Raw genomic sequence first — 17,297 nt, forward strand, 5'->3', positions numbered from 1 at the left:
TTCTCTACCGATATTAGGCGGCTAAAGCCGTTTCTTTAAAATACGGCTCGCCGCCGTTTACGGTGGCGCGGTGCATAATGCGGTGTGCGTCGCCATAATCGAATAAGGCTTTATGTTGGGTGCAGCGGTTGTCCCAAATGGCAACGTCACCCTCCTGCCATTGCCAACGCAGATGGAATTCGGGTTTGATGGCATGTTGTGTTAGGAAATTCAGCAGGGCGCGGCCTTCTTCTTCGGGTAAACCGTTAATGCGTGATGTAAAGCCTTCGCTAACAAACAAAGCCTGTTTGCCGGTTTCAGGATGGGTTCTCACTACGGGGTGGGTCACCGGCGGGTTTTTGGCGATAACCGCTTCCAGTTTTTGTCTTTCTTCTTCACTGCGTGCAAAACGCTCTTCAGGGAAAGATAAGCGGATATCGTGTTCGGCTGTAAGTGTTTTTAGTTTTTCCTGCAACTCAGGCTCTAGCGCATCGAATGCTGCCGTTCCGCTTGCCCACATGGTATCGCCGCCGTGTTCGGGTATTTTGACAGCTTTTAATACGCAGCCCATCGGCGGGGTTTTGCTGAACGTGACATCGGTATGCCATAGCTCGTTGTCGCGCAGATCCAAACGATGGCTGTCTAGTACGATAATTTCCGGTGCTTCGGGCAGATTGGGAAAAACCGGATGAATATGTAGGCTGCCGAATTGTCGAGCCAATGCCGTTTGTGCGGTAGGCTGAAGCTGTTGGTTACGGAAGAAGATAACTTGATAATCCAACAAAGCTTGTTTGATGGCGGCACGGGTATCTTCATCAATCCGGTTTAAGTCGATATCGTGAATAATGGCACCGATTGTGGGTTTTATCGGAGTAATGTTTAATAGCGATTTTGTCATTATTGTTCTTTCATCATATTGGTTTATAGATGGGTTTCATCATAAATTATTGATAAATTAAAAAGAAATAATTTATGATTCATTGCTTATTGCTATCAGTTATAACCACTTGGTAAGTGTGTATGTATTAATACACATCGCGACGGTAGCGTTTTTCTTGTCTGAGGTTGTCGAGATATTCTTCCGCATCCTCTTCATTGAGGCCGCCTTCACGGCTGATAACGTCTAATAATGCGGCTTCTACATCTTTCGCCATGCGTGCGGCATCACCGCAAACGTAGAGGTAGGCACCATCTTGCAGCCACTGCCATACATCGGCACTGTTTTCTCTGATTTTGTCTTGCACATAAATTTTTTCTTTTTGGTCACGCGACCAGGCAAAACTGTATTTGTGCAGATAGCCGTCTTTAGCCAAGCTTTGCCATTCGGTTTGGTATAGGAAATCTTCGGAAAAATGCGGATTACCGAAAATCAGCCAGTTTTTACCTTCAGCCTCGGTAGCGGCGCGTTGCTGCATAAAGGCACGAAAAGGGGCGATGCCTGTTCCGGCGCCAATCATAATAATCGGAGTATTCGGATCTTCAGGCAGTCTGAATGAAGGGTTGTGTTCGATAAACACACGCACCGAACCATCTTCTTCTAATCGTTCGGTCAAATAGCTGGAGGCCCCGCCGGTATAGGTTTTGCTGTTATAGGTATAGCGCAGCGCACCGACGGTAAGATGAACTTCTTCGTCGGTTTCCTCCGGCGCCGAGGCGATGGAATACAAACGCGGTGAAATAGGGCGCAATAAGCTGCTTAATTCGGTGGCCGTGAGCTTGGACGGGTATTTTTCTACCAATCCGGCAATCGGGTTGGCGGCAATAAAGCCGTGTAAGTCTGCGGCGACGGCTGCCGAAAGTTCGTCGTTACCGGCTAATTCGGCATAGCCTTTGGTGAATTGCGGTGTGTTTTGTGTGATTTCTAAATCATGAATCAGTGCATCACGAATGGTTTTGGTTTGGGTGTTGAGTTCGATGGTTTCCGAACCGTCGAGTTGTACGGCGGCCAAAATGCTATCGACCAGCGCCGTATCATTATCAAACCATACGCCTAAGGTATCGCCTGCACGGTATTGCAAGCCGGAACCGCTTAAATCCAATTCGATATGGCGGACATCTTTATCTGAGTAGCGGCCGGTAATTTTTTGGCGAACCAATAATGGGGCGGGGAAAGGGTTCTCTTTATGGAATAAGCTTGGGGTGTGTATTTCGTTTGAGGTATCAAGGGCTACACTATTGTGAGCCGTTGCGCTGCCGGCTTGTTCTTCGACAATCGGTACGATTTTTTCCAACCAAGCGGCGGCGGTTGCTTGGAAATCCAAATCACAATCCGTACGATCTGCTAGGCGGGTGCCGCCTAACTCGGCCAAGCGTGCATCAAAGATATTACCGGCGGCACAAAATTGCGGATAGCTGGAGTCGCCCAAGCCGAGTACGGCAAATTTGAGGCCGTTTAAATTCGGGGCTTTTTTGCCGGTTAGGAATTTATGCAGGCTAACGGCTTCTTCTGGCGGTTCGCCTTCGCCCTGTGTGGAGGTAACCAATAAGAGCAGTTTTTCATCGGCCAATTGTTTGGTTTTGTAGTCGCCGGCATGGATATGCGATACCGATAAACCGGCTGCTGTTAAGCGTGTGGTTAAGTCGTCGGCGATTTGGCGTGCGTTGCCTGTTTGGGAGGCGGATAAAACGGTAATTTTTAAAGCTTCGGCAGTGGGTGCGGCTGCTGTGGCCGGTGTTTGGGCTGCTGTGGGCGCGGCAGCGGATAAAACGGTGCCGTCTGATTTTGCCCAACACCAACCTGAAAGCCAAGCCAGCTGTTGTGGGTTTAGGTTTTGTAGGGCTTGCATCAGTTCCGTAGGAATGGCATTCATGGCGTTTCCTTGTATTTTTATATTGGATTAAATAATGGTGTTCAGAGATTGAGGGTTGGCATGTGCCTGTTGTTATTATTTTCAGGCGGCCAAAATAGTGGCATTGGTATGGTTTGCCGGTTGTTCTGCTGGCACGGTGCCAAACCAAGCCAGTTCATTTCGGAGTGCGGCGGTTTCGCCAATTACCATCAAAGCAGGGCTTTCGGCTTGGGCGGCAAGCTCGGGTAAATCTTTCAGACGGCCTGAGTAAACTTTTTGCTCGGGCAAAGTACCTTTGCTGATGACAGCGGCCGGAGTATCGCCGCTGCGACCGTTTGCCATGAGTCCGGTGGCCAGTTCGGCGGCTTTAATGGTGCCCATATACACCACTAAGGTTTGATTGCCTTGCGCCAGTGTTGACCAAGACAATGTTTTTCCATCAACGCGGCAGTGTCCCGTGATAAACATGGCGGTTTGTGCGTGGTCGCGGTGGGTGAGTGGTATGCCGGCATAGGCGGTTGCGCCTAAGGCTGCGGTGATGCCCGGTACCACTTCAAAGGTGATACCGGCTTCTTTTAGGGTTTCCAGTTCTTCACCGCCACGTCCGAATACGAACGGATCGCCGCCTTTTAAGCGCACTACGCGCTTACCTTGCCGAGCCAATTCGACCAGCATCCGGTTGGTTTCTTCTTGGCGGACGTGATGATTGCCTGCCCGTTTGCCGACAAAAATCTTTTCGGCATCGCGTCGAACCAATTCCAATACTTGTTCGGATACCAGTGCGTCATACAACACTACATCGGCGGCTTGGATTTTTTGCAAACCTTTCAGCGTCAGCAGTCCGGCATCGCCGGGCCCGGCACCGACCAAAGTGACTTCGCCCTGGTTGGATTGGGGGGCGCTGAGTTGTTCTGCGAGAAAAGCATCTGCTTCGTCTGGTTGATGGGTGGCGGTTAGATGTTGGAAAGTCGGGGCGGCGAATAGGCGTTCCCAAAAGCGGCGGCGTTGGCTGATGGAAGGTAGAGATTCTTTCACCCGTTGCCGCCATTTGGCGGCAGTTTGTGCCATTAAACCGAGATTTTGCGGTAGCAAGGCCTCGAGTTTTTCGCGGAGTAGTCTGGCCAATACGGGGGCAGTGCCGCCGCTGGAAATGGCGAGCTGAATCGGGCTACGGTCGATAATGGCCGGAAAGATAAAATTACAATGGTCTTGGTCGTCTACCGTATTGCACAACCGTTGTCTGGCTTCGGCGGCATCGAAAACGCGGCGGTTGAGTGCGGCATCGTCGGTGGCGGCAATCACGAGATAAACGTTATCTAATTGGCTTTCGGTGAAATCCTGCCCTAACCATTGCACGTTGCCTGATGTGTGTTGTGTTTGGAGTGTTGTGCTTAGCTTTTTGGCAACAATGCTGACTTGGGCGCCGGCTTTCAGTAGCATATCAACTTTGCGTTGTGCGACAGTGCCGCCGCCGACGACCAATACGGGGCGGTTTTTTAGGCTGATAAAAATCGGTAGGTAGTCCATGTGTGCTTTCTTATTTTTAGGATAGGGTTTTGTAAAGTGTTTGGGGATAGATATTAAGTAAATAAATCAAATGTCGGAAATAACGTTTTTTTTTATGGATAGAAGTAAAAGATATAAGGCCGTCTGAAAGGCGGCATCCCACTTGATTGGGAATGTATGGCTTTTGAGTGTCGTTTCGCTGAGTGTTAATGAGGGGTGGCTGTTGATTGAAACTTTGTAGAACCATTAAGTTGTTTGGCGATATAATCGCGTTTTTCTAAATAGAACAGAGATTTTTTATGTTTGCCGAAGCAGCCAAACAGTTTTCGACTGTCCGCGACTTGTTGCGCTTTGCCGTTAGCCGATTTAATGAAGCAGGTTTGTATTTCGGGCATGGTAGCGATAATGCCCATGATGAAGCGGCTTATTTGATTTTGCATACTCTGCATTTGCCTTTGGATATATTAGATCCGTATTTGGATGCGGTATTACTGCAAAGTGAAAAAGAACAGGTGCTGGCGTTGATTGAACAACGGGTAACAACCCGTGTTCCTGTGGCTTATCTGACCCATCAGGCATGGCAGGGTGATTTTGATTTTTATGTGGATGAGCGGGTGATTGTGCCGCGTTCGTTTATTTACGAGCTGTTGGGCGAGCGTTTGCAACCGTGGATAGAGCATGAAGAGTTGGTTCACCGTGCCCTTGATTTATGTACGGGCAGCGGTTGTTTGGCGGTTCAGATGGCCTATCATTATCCGGCAGCCGAAATCGATGCGGTAGATTTGAGTTTGGATGCATTGGAAGTGGCGGCCATTAATGTTGAAGATTATGATTTAAAAGACAGAATTAACCTGATTCATACCGATTTATTTGAGGGCTTGGAAGATACATACGATTTAATCGTATCCAATCCGCCTTATGTGGATGAGGAATCGGTTGAGGCATTGCCGCCGGAGTATCTGCACGAACCTGAATTAGCGTTGGGCAGCGGTTCGGACGGTTTGGATGCGACCCGTGAGATTCTTCTGCAAGCAGCGAAATTTCTGAATCCGAAAGGTGTGCTGTTGGTTGAAATCGGACATAACCGTGATGTGTTGGAAGCTGCTTATCCCGAACTGCCGTTTACTTGGATGGAAACCAGCGGTGGTGACGGTTTTGTATTCCTGCTGACCCGTGAGCAATTATTGGGGCAAACCGTTCAGGATGTCTGATAGTTGTGGGAATATTGAATACACAGTATTAAGCCGTCTGAAAGTTTTCAGACGGCCTATGGTTTATCACGATAATTTAAAATCGGCTATAAAGTATTTGTTTAAGCAGTTTGGCGGTATTGACTGTAACGGTCTGCCAAGTCGTAAAGAATCATGGCGGTTAATCCCCAGATATCGTAATCCAAATAGGGCAGTGCCGGCGTATTGATGTGTGTGCCGCTATATTGAAGTTTGCGTTTGGTGTAGGAAGATTTATCTAAGGCCAAAGCCAAGGGTAGGTAAAAAATTTCTTCCACTTCATCGCTGTTCGGTGTGGTTTGCGGACTGGTGGTGCAGAGGGCGGGTATCGGGGAAACAGAATAGCCGGACGGGGTGTAATAAGCCGGAAAGGGCGTAAACGTTTCCCAATATTGCTTCTGAATGCCGGTTTCTTCCAAGGTTTCGCGTAGCGCGGTATCGGTTAGGCTGGCATCTTCTTGATCACGGCTGCCGCCGGCCAGCGCAATTTGTCCGGCATGGTTGGAAAGGGCGGCGGAACGTTTGGTTAATAGAATTTGCCATTGCTGTTCTCGGAAAACCACGGCCAGTAAAACAGCGGCTTCACGCATTGTTCTATTGTTAAGTAATGTATTTCTACGGCGGCCGGTTTCGGCCGGATAGTGTGCGGCGTGTGTAAAAAATTGAGTTAATTCGTTATAAGTCATCATGTGGTGTTGCCAATGGTTTCAGACGGCCTGTATGTTTTAAATTTTTGTCTGGTGGTTGTTTATCGTTATGATAGTCGCAATATCAACAAAACACATAGCTTGTGATAAAGTATCAATATCACGCAGTTTTATAAGTTAAAAGTATCGCACATCTTTATATTGGAATACAGGCCGTCTGAAAAAACAGTCTGTTTCTCTACATACAACATTGAAGGAAGTATTATGTTTTTTGGAAATGTCCGAATCCGTTCTTCTGTTGCGGCAGTATTGTTGTTGTTTGCAGCCCAAGCCAATGCTTTGGGCGAAGCTACAAAACAGCCGCAAGAGTATGTGAGGTCGGTTAATCCTGTTACAACGGGTTCTAACTCGGATCGCTCGAACGAAAGGCTTTCGGAGTATGAGCGCCGTGTCGGTATTGTTGATAGGGCCAATAAATTGTTTACCCTTTTAGGCGGTGAAATGTCGCTGCAAAAGGGGCAAACAGGCACGGCTTTAGCCACTTATATCGTGATGCTGGACCGTACCAAAGATGCAGCCGTGGCAGAACGTGCTATGGAAATGGCCATTTCATTACATGCTTATCGGCAGGCAGAACAGATTTTTCAAAAATGGCGCGAAATCGAACCCGAACCGGGTGAAGCGCAAAGACGTATGGCATGGATGCGCAATTTGGTTATCGGTCAAAATGATTCGACTGGCCGAGAGTTGAAAGATATCTTGGATCATGCCGGTGAAGAACGGGTGCGCCGTATCTTTTTAATGTTGGCGCAGTTGAGTCTGCAACAGTCGGATTTGGCACAAAAAGCCGGTAAAGATATCCACAAAGCGGCGCGAGAATACAAATCTATGCCGGAAGCAGCCATTGCCGATGTGATTTTCAGTGCGCAAAGGGGTAGAGAACGGGATGCAGTAGCCGCTTTGCAGAGATTGGCCGAACTGGATACCCAAATCTTGCCGCCTACCGAAGTGACCTTGCGTTTGGTTGCGCGCCATAGTCCGAAAATTTTGAGTCGGTTTTTTGATGAGACCAATAGCTCGAAACTTTCACCGGTGTGGCAGGAGTTGGAAATCAGCAGTTTGCTTGCACAAGGACAACCGGATAGAGCATACCGACGGTTACAAACATTATTAAATGAAAATCCTAATGCAGATTTATATATTCAGGCTGCCATTTTATCGGTTACCCGTCAGGAAGATGTTTCCGTTGTCGGTAATTATTTAGATAAAGCTTACCGAATCGGAACCGGCGAGCAAAAAAGTCGTGCCGCCGTTATCGGAGCCATGCGTTATGCGGAAGCCAAAAAATTTAAAGAAGCGAAAGCGTGGGCTGATAAAATCACCTCACCCGAATATGCCTTCGATAAAATTGTCTTGAGCGCCTCTATCGAAGCAGAGCAGGGCAACGGTGCTAATGCTTTGGCTGAAGTACGCCGAGCCCGTCAACTACCTGATCAAGAAGGGCGCTTCTTCAATATGGGCGATATCCAGCGGGTATATTTGTTTGCATTGAGCAAAAATAACAACCCTCAGGAAGTATTGAAAGAATTAAATGCACTGGCTACCTCGGTGGAGCAACAGCCTAATAGTCGGGAATATCTGCCGGATATCCTTTATCAACGTGCTATGCTGTATGCCGATCAGCTGAACAGCCCGGAAAAAGCCATAGTGGATTTACGCCGTTATCTGGCATTGAGCCCTAATAGTGCGGCGGGCTTGAATGCTTTGGGTTATACCATGCTGTCTTTGCCTGATTACAATATTGAAGAGGCATTCAGATTGATTCAGGCAGCTTATCAGCAAGAGCCGGAGTCTGCCGCCATTAACGATAGTCTCGGCTGGGTATATTATTTAAAAGGCGATGCGCAAACTGCCTTACCTTACTTGGAATATGCATTTAAAGAATACCCTGATGCCGAAGTTTCCGCCCATTTGGGTGAAGTGTTATGGAAATTAGGACAACAGGATAAGGCCCGCCAAGTATGGCAGGAAGGTTTAACCAAAGAAGGTGATACCGCCTTGCTGAAAAAAACGTTACAGCGTTTTGGGGTAACACTACCTAAAACAACGGTGAAAAAGAAATAAACTTAATTAAAGGCCGTCTGAAAAAATCGTTATGGTTTGGTTCTTCAGACGGCCTTTTAAATTCACAATGATATTGAGACTAAATAGGTGTGCCGTAGTCATGAAGCAAAGAAAATCCACATTCATTTCATATGTTATTTCCGCAGTGATATTAGCCGCGTGTGCCCAGCCTAAAATGACGGCTAAAGAAAGCTGGCATGCCCAAACCGATATTGCAGATTTTAATGCCGACGGGCGGTTGGCAGTACAGGCGGATGGCAAAGGCTCTTATGCCAATTTTGATTGGAGTTATCAAAATCAGGTTCAGACTATTAATATCAACACACCGCTAGGCAGTACATTGGGCCAGCTTTGCCAAGATAGCCAAGGCGTATTGGCTATAGATGGAAAAGGTAAAATATATCATGCAGATACACCGCAAGCATTAAGCAGGCAGTTATTGGGATTTGAGTTGCCGGTTCAATATCTGCATGTCTGGGCGAATGGACAATGGGTAAAAAATGCCCCCTATCGATTATTGGATGATGGGCGGTTACAACAATTTGAATGGACGGTTTCCCGTTTGTTAAATGAAGACGGCAGCCCGCGTATTTTATTATTAGAAAGCCCCAAGCTGACCTTGCGTTTGGTATTTGATCAGATGCAACAGTTAACAGCTGTTAATGCTCCCAATCAATGTGCGGCACGGGAGTAAGGATATTTAATCTATGAAAATCGTTGTTCCTGAAAATATACCTGCTTATCCTGCACCAGCCAAACTAAATTTAGATTTGAGAATCACCGGTCAGCGTTCAGACGGCTATCATGATTTGGAAAGTATTTTTTGTCTGATTGATTTGCAGGATACCGTTTATTTGGCTGTGCGCAATGACAATAAAATAATATTGCATACGCCGGTGGCTGGTGTGCCAATAGAGTGTGATTTGACTTATCGCGCTGCTGCTATTTTGCAGCCTTATGCGAATATTGAATTTGCCGGTGCCGATATATGGTTGGAAAAGCGTATACCGATGGGAGGAGGCTTAGGTGGCGGGAGTTCCGATGCCGCAACGGTTTTGATGGTATTGAACCGGCTATGGAAATGTGGTTTGTCATGCAGCGATTTGATGAATTTAGGGCTTAAGCTTGGTGCGGATGTGCCGTTTTTTGTCTTTGGAAAAAATGCATTTGCCAGAGGAGTAGGAGAAAAGCTACAGGCAATTAACTTACCCAAACAATGGTTTGTTGTCGCCCGGCCGCCGGTAGAAGTGAGTACCGCCGCGATTTTTTCGCATAGGCGCTTGACACGGGATTCCGAACCCAGCATAATGCCGTCTTTCGAATCATTGCAGCCATTCAGGAATGATATGCAGGAAGTGGTATTTCAAGAATACCCTGAAGTTTTAAAAGTATATAAACAGCTCGAACCATTTGGTAAAACTTTAATGACCGGTTCCGGCTCCTGTTTATTTATATCTTTTGAAAATAAAGAAGAGGCATTGGCTGCTTATCGTCAGATTTCGGATATTTGTGAAGCATATTGTGTAGAGGGTCTTATCCGACATCCGTTGCTTCAATGATAAAAGTTTAAGATGTGTTGGGGAGTCGTCAAGTGGTTAAGACACTGGATTTTGATTCCAGCATGCGAAGGTTCGAATCCTTCCTCCCCAGCCAACTCCTTTTGGGGAGTCGTCAAGTGGTTAAGACACTGGATTTTGATTCCAGCATGCGAAGGTTCGAATCCTTCCTCCCCAGCCAGATAAAAAGCGTGTGAGTTTACTTACACGCTTTTTATTATTGCTAGTAGTTTTAAAAAATGTATGGCTATCTGAGAGAACCACATTGTCTTTTTCATAATAAATGACTTGATATCATGTTAAAACATTGTATGTTTTCGGTTTGGTTGGTTTGCTATAATTTAGATTGTTATAAAAATCGTTAAGATAAATATGTATAGGGCTTTGAATACAGCCTGATGATGCGTATAATGATGCGCTCCGGCAGAGTTGCCAAAAAAGCATAAGGAAGCGTTATGTTTTCCGAGCACAACCCCCAAAATAATCTAGGTGATAATATGGCTGCGTATGACAGTTTGATGGTTTTTACCGGTAATGCCAACCCGGATTTGGCTGAAAAAGTAGTCAAACATTTAGGTATTTCTTTAGGAAATGCTGCTGTAAGTAAGTTTTCAGATGGAGAAGTAGCCATAGAGCTTTTGGAAAACGTACGTGGTCGAGATGTGTTTATTTTACAGCCGACTTGTGCGCCTACAAACGATAATTTAATGGAAATTCTCACGATGGCGGATGCGCTGAAGCGTGCTTCGGCAGGCCGTATTACTGCCGCGATTCCATATTTCGGATATGCACGCCAAGATCGTCGTCCCCGTTCGGTGCGGGTTCCGATTTCAGCTAAGTTGGTTGCTAATATGTTGTACTCGGCGGGTATTGACCGTGTTCTGACTGTTGATTTGCATGCCGACCAGATTCAAGGCTTTTTTGATATTCCTGTTGACAATATTTATGCCACACCGATTTTAATTAATGATATTCAGCGTCAGCGGCATGAAAATTTGACTGTAGTCAGCCCTGATATCGGCGGTGTAGTGCGTGCCCGTGCCGTTGCTAAGATGTTGGATGCAGATTTAGCGATTATTGATAAGCGTCGCCCTAAAGCTAATGTGGCAGAGGTGATGAATATTATCGGTGATATTGAGAACCGTACATGCCTTATTGTGGATGATATGATTGATACGGCTAATACCTTGTGTAAAGCTGCTTCGGCTTTGAAAGAGCGGGGGGCGTCAAGTGTTTTTGCTTATGCAACCCACCCTGTATTTTCCGGCGAGGCCGTTTCGCGTATTGCCTCATCCGATATCGATCAGATTGTGGTTACCGATACGATACCGTTATCCGAGGCTGCACAAAATTGCGATCGTATTCGTCAGGTCACCATTGCAGGATTATTGGCGGAAACCGTTCGCCGTATCAGCAATGAAGAATCCGTCTCATATCTTTTCAATGAAGATGTGTTGACAACCGGCAGTGTTTTTCTGCCTTAATACCATGCTGTCTTGAGCTGGTCGCGGCAAAGACAGCACTTTTTCTTTATATTTGGAGTATTTATTATGTCATACGAAATTCAAGCTACTTCCCGTAATGCACAGGGCACTGGTGCGAGCCGCCGCCTGCGTCGGGAAGGACAAATCCCGGCAGTATTGTATGGTGAGGGTCAAGAGCCGACTGCTATTGCGGTTAATCATAAAACTATGTATTACGCATTGGAAAAAGAATCTTTTCATACTGCATTGATTAAATTAACTTTGAACGGAAAAACACAAGACGTTATTGTGCGTGATTTTCAGATGCATCCATATCGCCAACAAGTTCAACATATTGACTTTCAAGTTGTTGATGCAGCTAAACCGTTGCGTATTAAAGTACCCCTGCATATTATTAATGCAGAAACTTCACAAGCCGTCAAATTACAAGGTGGTCGGGTTTCTTTGTTGAATACAACAGTTGAAGTTGTTGCATTACCTAAAGATATCCCTGCTGCCCTGGAGTTGGATTGTGCCAATGTTGTGGCCGGAGATATTTTACATTTATCTGATATCAAATTTCCGGAAGGTGTGCAAAGTGTTGCACTGAAGCGTCAGGCAGATTTGGCTGTTGCTACTGTTACCGGTAAGAAACGTTAGTATTTAAATATGTATAAAATTAAACCGTACCTAATTTTGGGTGCGGTTTAGTTTTTTGGTGATAGCATTGGCTAAAATTATAAATATAATGAAAATGATTTTTACTTGATATTTTTTAAGTAATTGTTTAAAATAAATTTTTATTTATTTGACAAATAAATAATTTACTTTACATAAATAATTTATTTGTTGTTTTTCAATTTGGAATCAGAAATTAGCATAGAGTTTTTATTGGGATATTTTTACGGATTCCTTTAAAATTTTAACTATCCCTTAAAGGTGTGGTATATTGTTTTTGTGATTATTATTTTTATAGTAATCAATATCCTATTCTTTTGGTTTCTTATATCTACCTTTTATCTCTGAGTTGTACAGAGATTTTGGATATAGTGTTATGCTGCTGGAATTAGTAAGGAAATTTAAAATTAAAACTTATATAATTAAGCTGCTGCAGATACATAATATATTCATAAACATTACGATTAAACTGTAAAAAATGAACAATAGTTTCCCTAATTCTTTTTTGAGCAACCGATTGAAAATATTTTCAATCGGTATGATGTTGTTTTTCTTGAACACGCATTCTGTTTATGCTCAAAGTTTAAAAGAAATCCTGAGGCAGTCTTTGGTTAATGATCCTGTTTTAAAGGAGGCAAAAGCAACAGAAAATGCTGCTAAAAGTACAACTAAAGCGACACGCGCCGGGCATTATCCGGTGTTGGCTTTAACGGGTACCCAATTTCTTTCTCAAAGCCATAAATATGACAGTAATGATAGAGATAATGGCTTTGGTGTTCGAGGCAGTTTAAATATTTATTCTTGGGGTGGAATTAGTGCGGCCGTTAGAAGAGATAAAAATAAAGAAATCTACTATGGACATAAATATTTTGAAACACAAGAGCAATTGGGTGGGGATATTGGCAGATTGTATTTAACGGCATTACGGGCAAAAGAGTCCATTGAAGTAAGCAGAGAGAGCTTTGAACGCCATAATAATTTATTGAAAGATTTAACTGTTATTGTTAAATACGACGGTGGTCGCCGTTCAGAATTAATTGAAGCACGGTCGCGACAGTTGCAGGTCGCTACTTCTATAGCGCAATTTCAAAGAACAATGGAATTGGCGCTGAGCCGTTTATCAAAATACACGGGGAAACCAATAGCCCCTAAAGATTTAGAAGACCCTTTCCCGGCGACTTCTTCAGCATCCCTAATCGAAAAATATAAATTAGAAAATAAAGGGCTAAATCCTTCCTATTTGGCACAAGTAGCCGAGCGGGAGAGTGTTAAAGCCGATCTTGATGTAACGAAAGCGGCCAGATTGCCTGCTATTAATTTAGAAGGACTTGCTACTAAAGATGCTAAAGAACTTTATTTGAATTTATCTTGGAATGTATTGGATATGGCCGCAAGGCACAATGTGGAAAAAAATGCACAAGCTTTGATTGCAGCCGATTCTAAATCCGAACAGATTCTACGCGAAGTCGAAGAAAAAGCACGTACGGCTGAAATTGATATGGCGCGAAGTAAGCAACGTATAGAGATTACCGAACAGCATATCATTGCGCAAAAAGAAGTGGTTAAAAACTATGAGTTGCAATTCAAAATAGCCAGACGCACATTAACCGATGTTTTGGGCTCATATAATGAATTGGCAGGAATAGAGCAAGAAAATATTAATGCCCGTAATGACTTTAGAGATGCTGCGTTGGAATATTTGGTTTCACAGTCGCAAATTGCCAATTGGGCGGGTGTGAATAACTAAAACAAAAAAAAATCAATAAATTACTTTACTTGAAAAATCATTATTATGAAATCTATTATAGAACACATTGCGTTGGCTACCCGCTTGTTGGGTGTACCTGTGTCTGAGGCAGCACTCTCTGCAGAAGTTGTGCGGGATAAAAAGCTAAACGTTAATTTTCATTCATTATCTGAGGTTTTAAAGAGCCACGGTTTTGAAAATACACTTTCAAAACGTAGTTTACAGGATATACCTTCATTAGCCGTTCCGGTAGTTGTGATATTGCATAATGAAGAAGCTGCAGTGGTGACTAAAATCGAGGGTAGTGGCTTAGATAGAAAATATCATGTGCGTCAAACAGATGGGTTGGCTCAAGTATTGGATCATGAGCAATTGATGATTTTGTATTTGGGCTACTGTTGGTTTATTAAGCCTAAAATGGTTTCCGATATGCGTTCTGAATTACCGGAATACCATTTGCCTAAGTCATGGTTTTGGAAAGTTATTTGGCGGTTTAGGGCTTATTATTATCAAGTTATTTTAGCGACTTTTATTATTAATTTTTTAGCGTTGGTTAGTTCCCTATATGTCATGAATGTTTATGACAGAGTTATTCCTAACCAGGCTTATGAAACTTTGTGGGTATTGAGTATCGGTGTGATATTGGCGATTTCTTTTGAATTTGCCGCTAAATTGATTCGTGGCCATTTAACCGATATTGCAGGTAAAAAAGCCGATTTGATTATTAGCTCCGCTTTGTTTCGTCGCGTGATGGCTTTGCGTTTGGCTGATCGCCCGGCGTCTGCGGGTTCATATGCCAATAACTTGCGCGAATTTGAATCTGTACGCGAGTTTATGACAAGCGCAAGTTTGTTGACATTGGTCGATTTGCCGTTCCTTTTATTATTCATTACGGTTATTGCCATTGTTGGCGGAAAGTTAGCTTTGGTTCCATTAACGATTATTCCTATTGTAGCCATTGTAGGATTATTGGTTCAGCGCCCTTTATCACGTCATATCAACGAGTCTATGAAAGAGTCTTCCCAACGTTCAGGTTTGGCGGTAGAGGCGATTGAAGGGATTGAAACGTTAAAAACCAATAATGCAACTTCTTGGGCTCAGCAACGTTGGGATGAATATACGGCTAAAACTTCTGCTTCTTCTATTAAAGTGAAAGATACCAGTAACTTTATGGTGAATTTTGCAACGGGTATGCAACAGCTCAATACGGTATTTTGGGTTTTGTTGGGTACTTATTTAATTCATGCAGATAATCCCGCAGAACGGATTACCATGGGTGCGTTGATTGCTTCGGTTATTTTATCAGGTAGGGCACTAGCACCCTTGGCACAAATAGCCGGATTGGCAACACGGTTTCAACAAGCCAAATTGGCTTTGGAAGGTGTCAATAATATTGTAGAACGGCCTATCGAAAGAAGCCCGGAACGTCAATATATTACTTTAGATCATGTTCAGGGCAATATTACCTTTGAAAATGTGTCATTCAAATATCAGGACGAGGGCAATGCCGCTGTTACCGATTTACGTTTGAATATCAGACCTGGGGAAAAAATAGGTGTTTTAGGACGTATCGGCAGTGGTAAAAGCACCATGTTGAAACTGGCCAGTGGCTTATATGATACCGCTAAAGGTAGTGTGATGTTGGATGGTGTCGATATGAGACAGATTGATCCGAATTTCCTACGCAATCAAGTTGTATTGTTAAGCCAGTCGCCACGTTTATTTTTGGGAACATTGCGTGAAAATATGGATTTGGCGCGTACCGATGGCTATTCGACCGATCAAGATTTATTGGTAGCCTTAAGACGTTTCGGGCTTGACCGTATTATCCGCAGTCATCCGCGTGGTTTGGATATGCCCCTGGGGGAAGATGGTTTAGGATTGTCCGGCGGTCAAAAACAGATTATTGCGTTGGCTCGTATGACCTTAAGAGATCCAAAAGTTGTATTGCTGGATGAACCGACTACCGGGTTGGATCAGGCTACGGAACGTATGGCATTAAACTCTGTGGCGGAATGGGCAAAAGACCGCACAATGATTGTGGTTACCCATCGTCCACAAGTGCTTCAGATTGTTAACCGTATTATCGTTATGGATAATGGCAAAGTTGTCATGGACGGCCCGCGTGATTTGGTATTGCAAAAATTAATGCAGAGCGAAAAAAAAGACAGCCCTCAACTTGAGACTGCCGCATAAAATCAATACCAATAAAGGTTATTAGCCATATAACATGATAAAGCCGAACTGTTTCAGACGGCCTATAACAAACCGTAAAGGTAATTATCATTATGAGTAGCGAAAACAATATTAAGTCTAAAGATTTGGCATTGGTCAATGATTTGAATGCCGCTTTACAGAAAGAAAAACACAGCGGGCAGTTTTGGGTCATTATTTTATTTTTTATATTTTTGGTTGTCTTCGTCATTTGGGCTTATAACAGTCCGATTGAAGAAGTAACCCGTGGACAAGGTAATGTCATTCCCAGTAGTAGGGAGCAGGTTGTACAAAGTCTTGATCCCGGTATTATTACCGAAATGTTGGTAAAAGAAGGGGATGTTGTTGAAAAAGATCAGGTTTTATTAAGACTGGATGATACGAGAAGTTCGGCAATTTTGCGTGAAAGCGAAGCAAAAGTACAAAACCTTGAAGCAATGATTGCACGCTTGAAAGCTGAAGCATTAGGCGCTCCATTAAATTTTCCTGATGGGATTAGTGATGAATTAAGGCAACGGGAACGTGCTGCTTTTGTAGCACGCCGTCGTTCCGTAACTGATGCTATTCATAATCTGACTGTTAGCAAGGCTACCTTAGATAAAGAAATCAGTATTACTGCACCGATGGTAGCTCAAGGTGTGGTTTCGGAAGTGGAATTGTTACGTATGCAACGTGAATCAAGTGATTTGGCATTGCAAATTTCCGAGCGGAAAAACCGCTATATGGCAGATGCCAATAACGAGTTAGTGCAGGCAGAATCCGAACTTGCCCAAGCTAAAGAAAATATGGCGATGCGTGCCGACCCGGTAGAGCGCTCACAAATTCGTGCACCTATGCGCGGTATTGTGAAAAATATTCAAATCAATACGGTTGGTGGTGTTGTGAATGTCGGTCAGGATATTCTGCAAATCGTACCGTTAGATGATAAATTATTGGTTGAAGCTTATATTCGTCCTCAAGATGTAGCGTTTATGCGCCCCGGATTGCCTGCCGTAGTGAAAGTTAGCGCTTATGATTATTCAATTTATGGTGGCTTGGATGGAAAAGTTACGTTGATCAGCCCGGATACGGTGAGCAATCAGGCAAGGGCAAATGATTTGAAATTGGATCCTAATCAGGTTTATTATCGGATTTTGGTTCAAACGGATTCCAATAGCTTAAAAGACCGTAATGGGAAAGATATGCCGATTATTCCGGGTATGGTGGCAACGGTAGATGTGAAAACCGGAGAAAAAACTGTTTTCCAATATCTCATCAAACCGATTACGCGTATGAAGCAGGCATTAAGAGAACGTTAATCGAATGACAAAATATCCCGGTTTTGCCGGGATATTTTTTAATATAGCCTTTTAGGTATAGTGAAAA

The 17,297-nt window shown here is 44.0% G+C and carries 13 protein-coding genes and 2 tRNA genes; 11 read left to right on the forward strand and 4 right to left on the reverse strand.

The genetic code is table 11. The features are described 5' to 3' along the window. Window positions 1-13 precede the first annotated feature (13 nt). From tauD to cysG, 3 genes are all read right to left on the reverse strand, one after another. Window positions 14-877: a taurine dioxygenase gene (gene tauD, locus NXS09_RS00880; RefSeq protein ID WP_259290680.1), complete on the reverse strand. Its 864-nt coding sequence runs from the start codon at window positions 875-877 to the stop codon at window positions 14-16. Window positions 878-1,004: 127 nt separating this feature from the next. Further along, a complete protein-coding gene (locus tag NXS09_RS00885; RefSeq protein ID WP_259290681.1) occupies window positions 1,005-2,789 on the reverse strand; it encodes an assimilatory sulfite reductase (NADPH) flavoprotein subunit in 1,785 nt (594 codons plus the stop codon). An 81-nt stretch (window positions 2,790-2,870) separates the two neighbouring features. Further along, window positions 2,871-4,295 carry a siroheme synthase CysG gene (gene cysG, locus NXS09_RS00890; RefSeq protein ID WP_259290682.1) on the reverse strand — a complete coding sequence of 475 codons (1,425 nt, stop codon included), beginning with the start codon at window positions 4,293-4,295 and terminating at the stop codon, window positions 2,871-2,873. 278 nt (window positions 4,296-4,573) lie between these two features. On the opposite strand from cysG, the gene prmB reads away from it, so the two are divergent. Next, a complete protein-coding gene (gene prmB / locus NXS09_RS00895) occupies window positions 4,574-5,485 on the forward strand; it encodes a 50S ribosomal protein L3 N(5)-glutamine methyltransferase (protein WP_259290683.1) in 912 nt (303 codons plus the stop codon). Window positions 5,486-5,586: 101 nt separating this feature from the next. On the opposite strand, the gene NXS09_RS00900 is transcribed toward prmB, so the two are convergent. Next, window positions 5,587-6,192, reverse strand: coding sequence for an NUDIX hydrolase (locus NXS09_RS00900; RefSeq protein ID WP_259290684.1), 606 nt, complete (start codon window positions 6,190-6,192; stop codon window positions 5,587-5,589). Between the two features lie 222 nt (window positions 6,193-6,414). On the opposite strand from NXS09_RS00900, the gene NXS09_RS00905 reads away from it, so the two are divergent. The 10 genes from NXS09_RS00905 to NXS09_RS00950 all read left to right on the forward strand — a co-directional run bounded on the left by NXS09_RS00905 (window position 6,415) and on the right by NXS09_RS00950 (window position 17,230). Continuing rightward, window positions 6,415-8,274 carry a tetratricopeptide repeat protein gene (locus NXS09_RS00905; protein WP_259290685.1) on the forward strand — a complete coding sequence of 620 codons (1,860 nt, stop codon included), beginning with the start codon at window positions 6,415-6,417 and terminating at the stop codon, window positions 8,272-8,274. Window positions 8,275-8,374: 100 nt separating this feature from the next. After that, window positions 8,375-8,968 (forward strand): lipoprotein insertase outer membrane protein LolB, encoded by a 594-nt coding sequence (gene lolB, locus NXS09_RS00910; protein ID WP_259290686.1) that lies wholly within the window; start codon window positions 8,375-8,377, stop codon window positions 8,966-8,968. Between the two features lie 19 nt (window positions 8,969-8,987). Then, window positions 8,988-9,833 (forward strand): 4-(cytidine 5'-diphospho)-2-C-methyl-D-erythritol kinase, encoded by an 846-nt coding sequence (gene ispE, locus NXS09_RS00915; RefSeq protein ID WP_434802992.1) that lies wholly within the window; start codon window positions 8,988-8,990, stop codon window positions 9,831-9,833. A gap of 18 nt (window positions 9,834-9,851) precedes the next feature. Then, a tRNA-Gln gene (locus NXS09_RS00920) sits at window positions 9,852-9,927 on the forward strand. A gap of 8 nt (window positions 9,928-9,935) precedes the next feature. Next, a tRNA-Gln gene (locus NXS09_RS00925) sits at window positions 9,936-10,011 on the forward strand. A 316-nt stretch (window positions 10,012-10,327) separates the two neighbouring features. Continuing rightward, a complete protein-coding gene (locus tag NXS09_RS00930; RefSeq protein WP_259290943.1) occupies window positions 10,328-11,314 on the forward strand; it encodes a ribose-phosphate pyrophosphokinase in 987 nt (328 codons plus the stop codon). 66 nt (window positions 11,315-11,380) lie between these two features. Then, on the forward strand, window positions 11,381-11,953 hold the full coding sequence (locus NXS09_RS00935) for a 50S ribosomal protein L25/general stress protein Ctc (RefSeq protein ID WP_259290688.1): 573 nt from the start codon (window positions 11,381-11,383) through the stop codon (window positions 11,951-11,953). A gap of 556 nt (window positions 11,954-12,509) precedes the next feature. Beyond that, a complete protein-coding gene (locus NXS09_RS00940) occupies window positions 12,510-13,718 on the forward strand; it encodes a TolC family protein (RefSeq protein ID WP_259290944.1) in 1,209 nt (402 codons plus the stop codon). Between the two features lie 45 nt (window positions 13,719-13,763). Continuing rightward, entirely contained in the window at window positions 13,764-15,914 is a 2,151-nt protein-coding gene (locus NXS09_RS00945; protein WP_259290689.1) for a type I secretion system permease/ATPase, read from the forward strand. Window positions 15,915-16,006: 92 nt separating this feature from the next. Next, a complete protein-coding gene (locus NXS09_RS00950; protein ID WP_259290690.1) occupies window positions 16,007-17,230 on the forward strand; it encodes an HlyD family type I secretion periplasmic adaptor subunit in 1,224 nt (407 codons plus the stop codon). The last annotated feature ends 67 nt before the right edge of the window (window positions 17,231-17,297 follow it).

This window comes from Neisseria montereyensis, from assembly GCF_024834045.1.
Taxonomy (GTDB): Bacteria; Pseudomonadota; Gammaproteobacteria; order Burkholderiales; family Neisseriaceae; genus Neisseria; species Neisseria montereyensis.

Coding starts and splice junctions, on each gene's coding strand:
- cysG (WP_259290682.1), bottom strand. CDS start 4,295: ATGGACTACCTACCGATTTTTATCAGCCTAAAAAACCGCCCCGTATTG.
- lolB (WP_259290686.1), top strand. CDS start 8,375: ATGAAGCAAAGAAAATCCACATTCATTTCATATGTTATTTCCGCAGTG.
- NXS09_RS00935 (WP_259290688.1), top strand. CDS start 11,381: ATGTCATACGAAATTCAAGCTACTTCCCGTAATGCACAGGGCACTGGT.
- NXS09_RS00900 (WP_259290684.1), bottom strand. CDS start 6,192: ATGATGACTTATAACGAATTAACTCAATTTTTTACACACGCCGCACAC.
- prmB (WP_259290683.1), top strand. CDS start 4,574: ATGTTTGCCGAAGCAGCCAAACAGTTTTCGACTGTCCGCGACTTGTTG.
- NXS09_RS00940 (WP_259290944.1), top strand. CDS start 12,510: ATGATGTTGTTTTTCTTGAACACGCATTCTGTTTATGCTCAAAGTTTA.
- NXS09_RS00905 (WP_259290685.1), top strand. CDS start 6,415: ATGTTTTTTGGAAATGTCCGAATCCGTTCTTCTGTTGCGGCAGTATTG.
- NXS09_RS00885 (WP_259290681.1), bottom strand. CDS start 2,789: ATGAATGCCATTCCTACGGAACTGATGCAAGCCCTACAAAACCTAAAC.
- NXS09_RS00950 (WP_259290690.1), top strand. CDS start 16,007: ATGAGTAGCGAAAACAATATTAAGTCTAAAGATTTGGCATTGGTCAAT.
- NXS09_RS00930 (WP_259290943.1), top strand. CDS start 10,328: ATGGCTGCGTATGACAGTTTGATGGTTTTTACCGGTAATGCCAACCCG.
- NXS09_RS00945 (WP_259290689.1), top strand. CDS start 13,764: ATGAAATCTATTATAGAACACATTGCGTTGGCTACCCGCTTGTTGGGT.
- tauD (WP_259290680.1), bottom strand. CDS start 877: ATGACAAAATCGCTATTAAACATTACTCCGATAAAACCCACAATCGGT.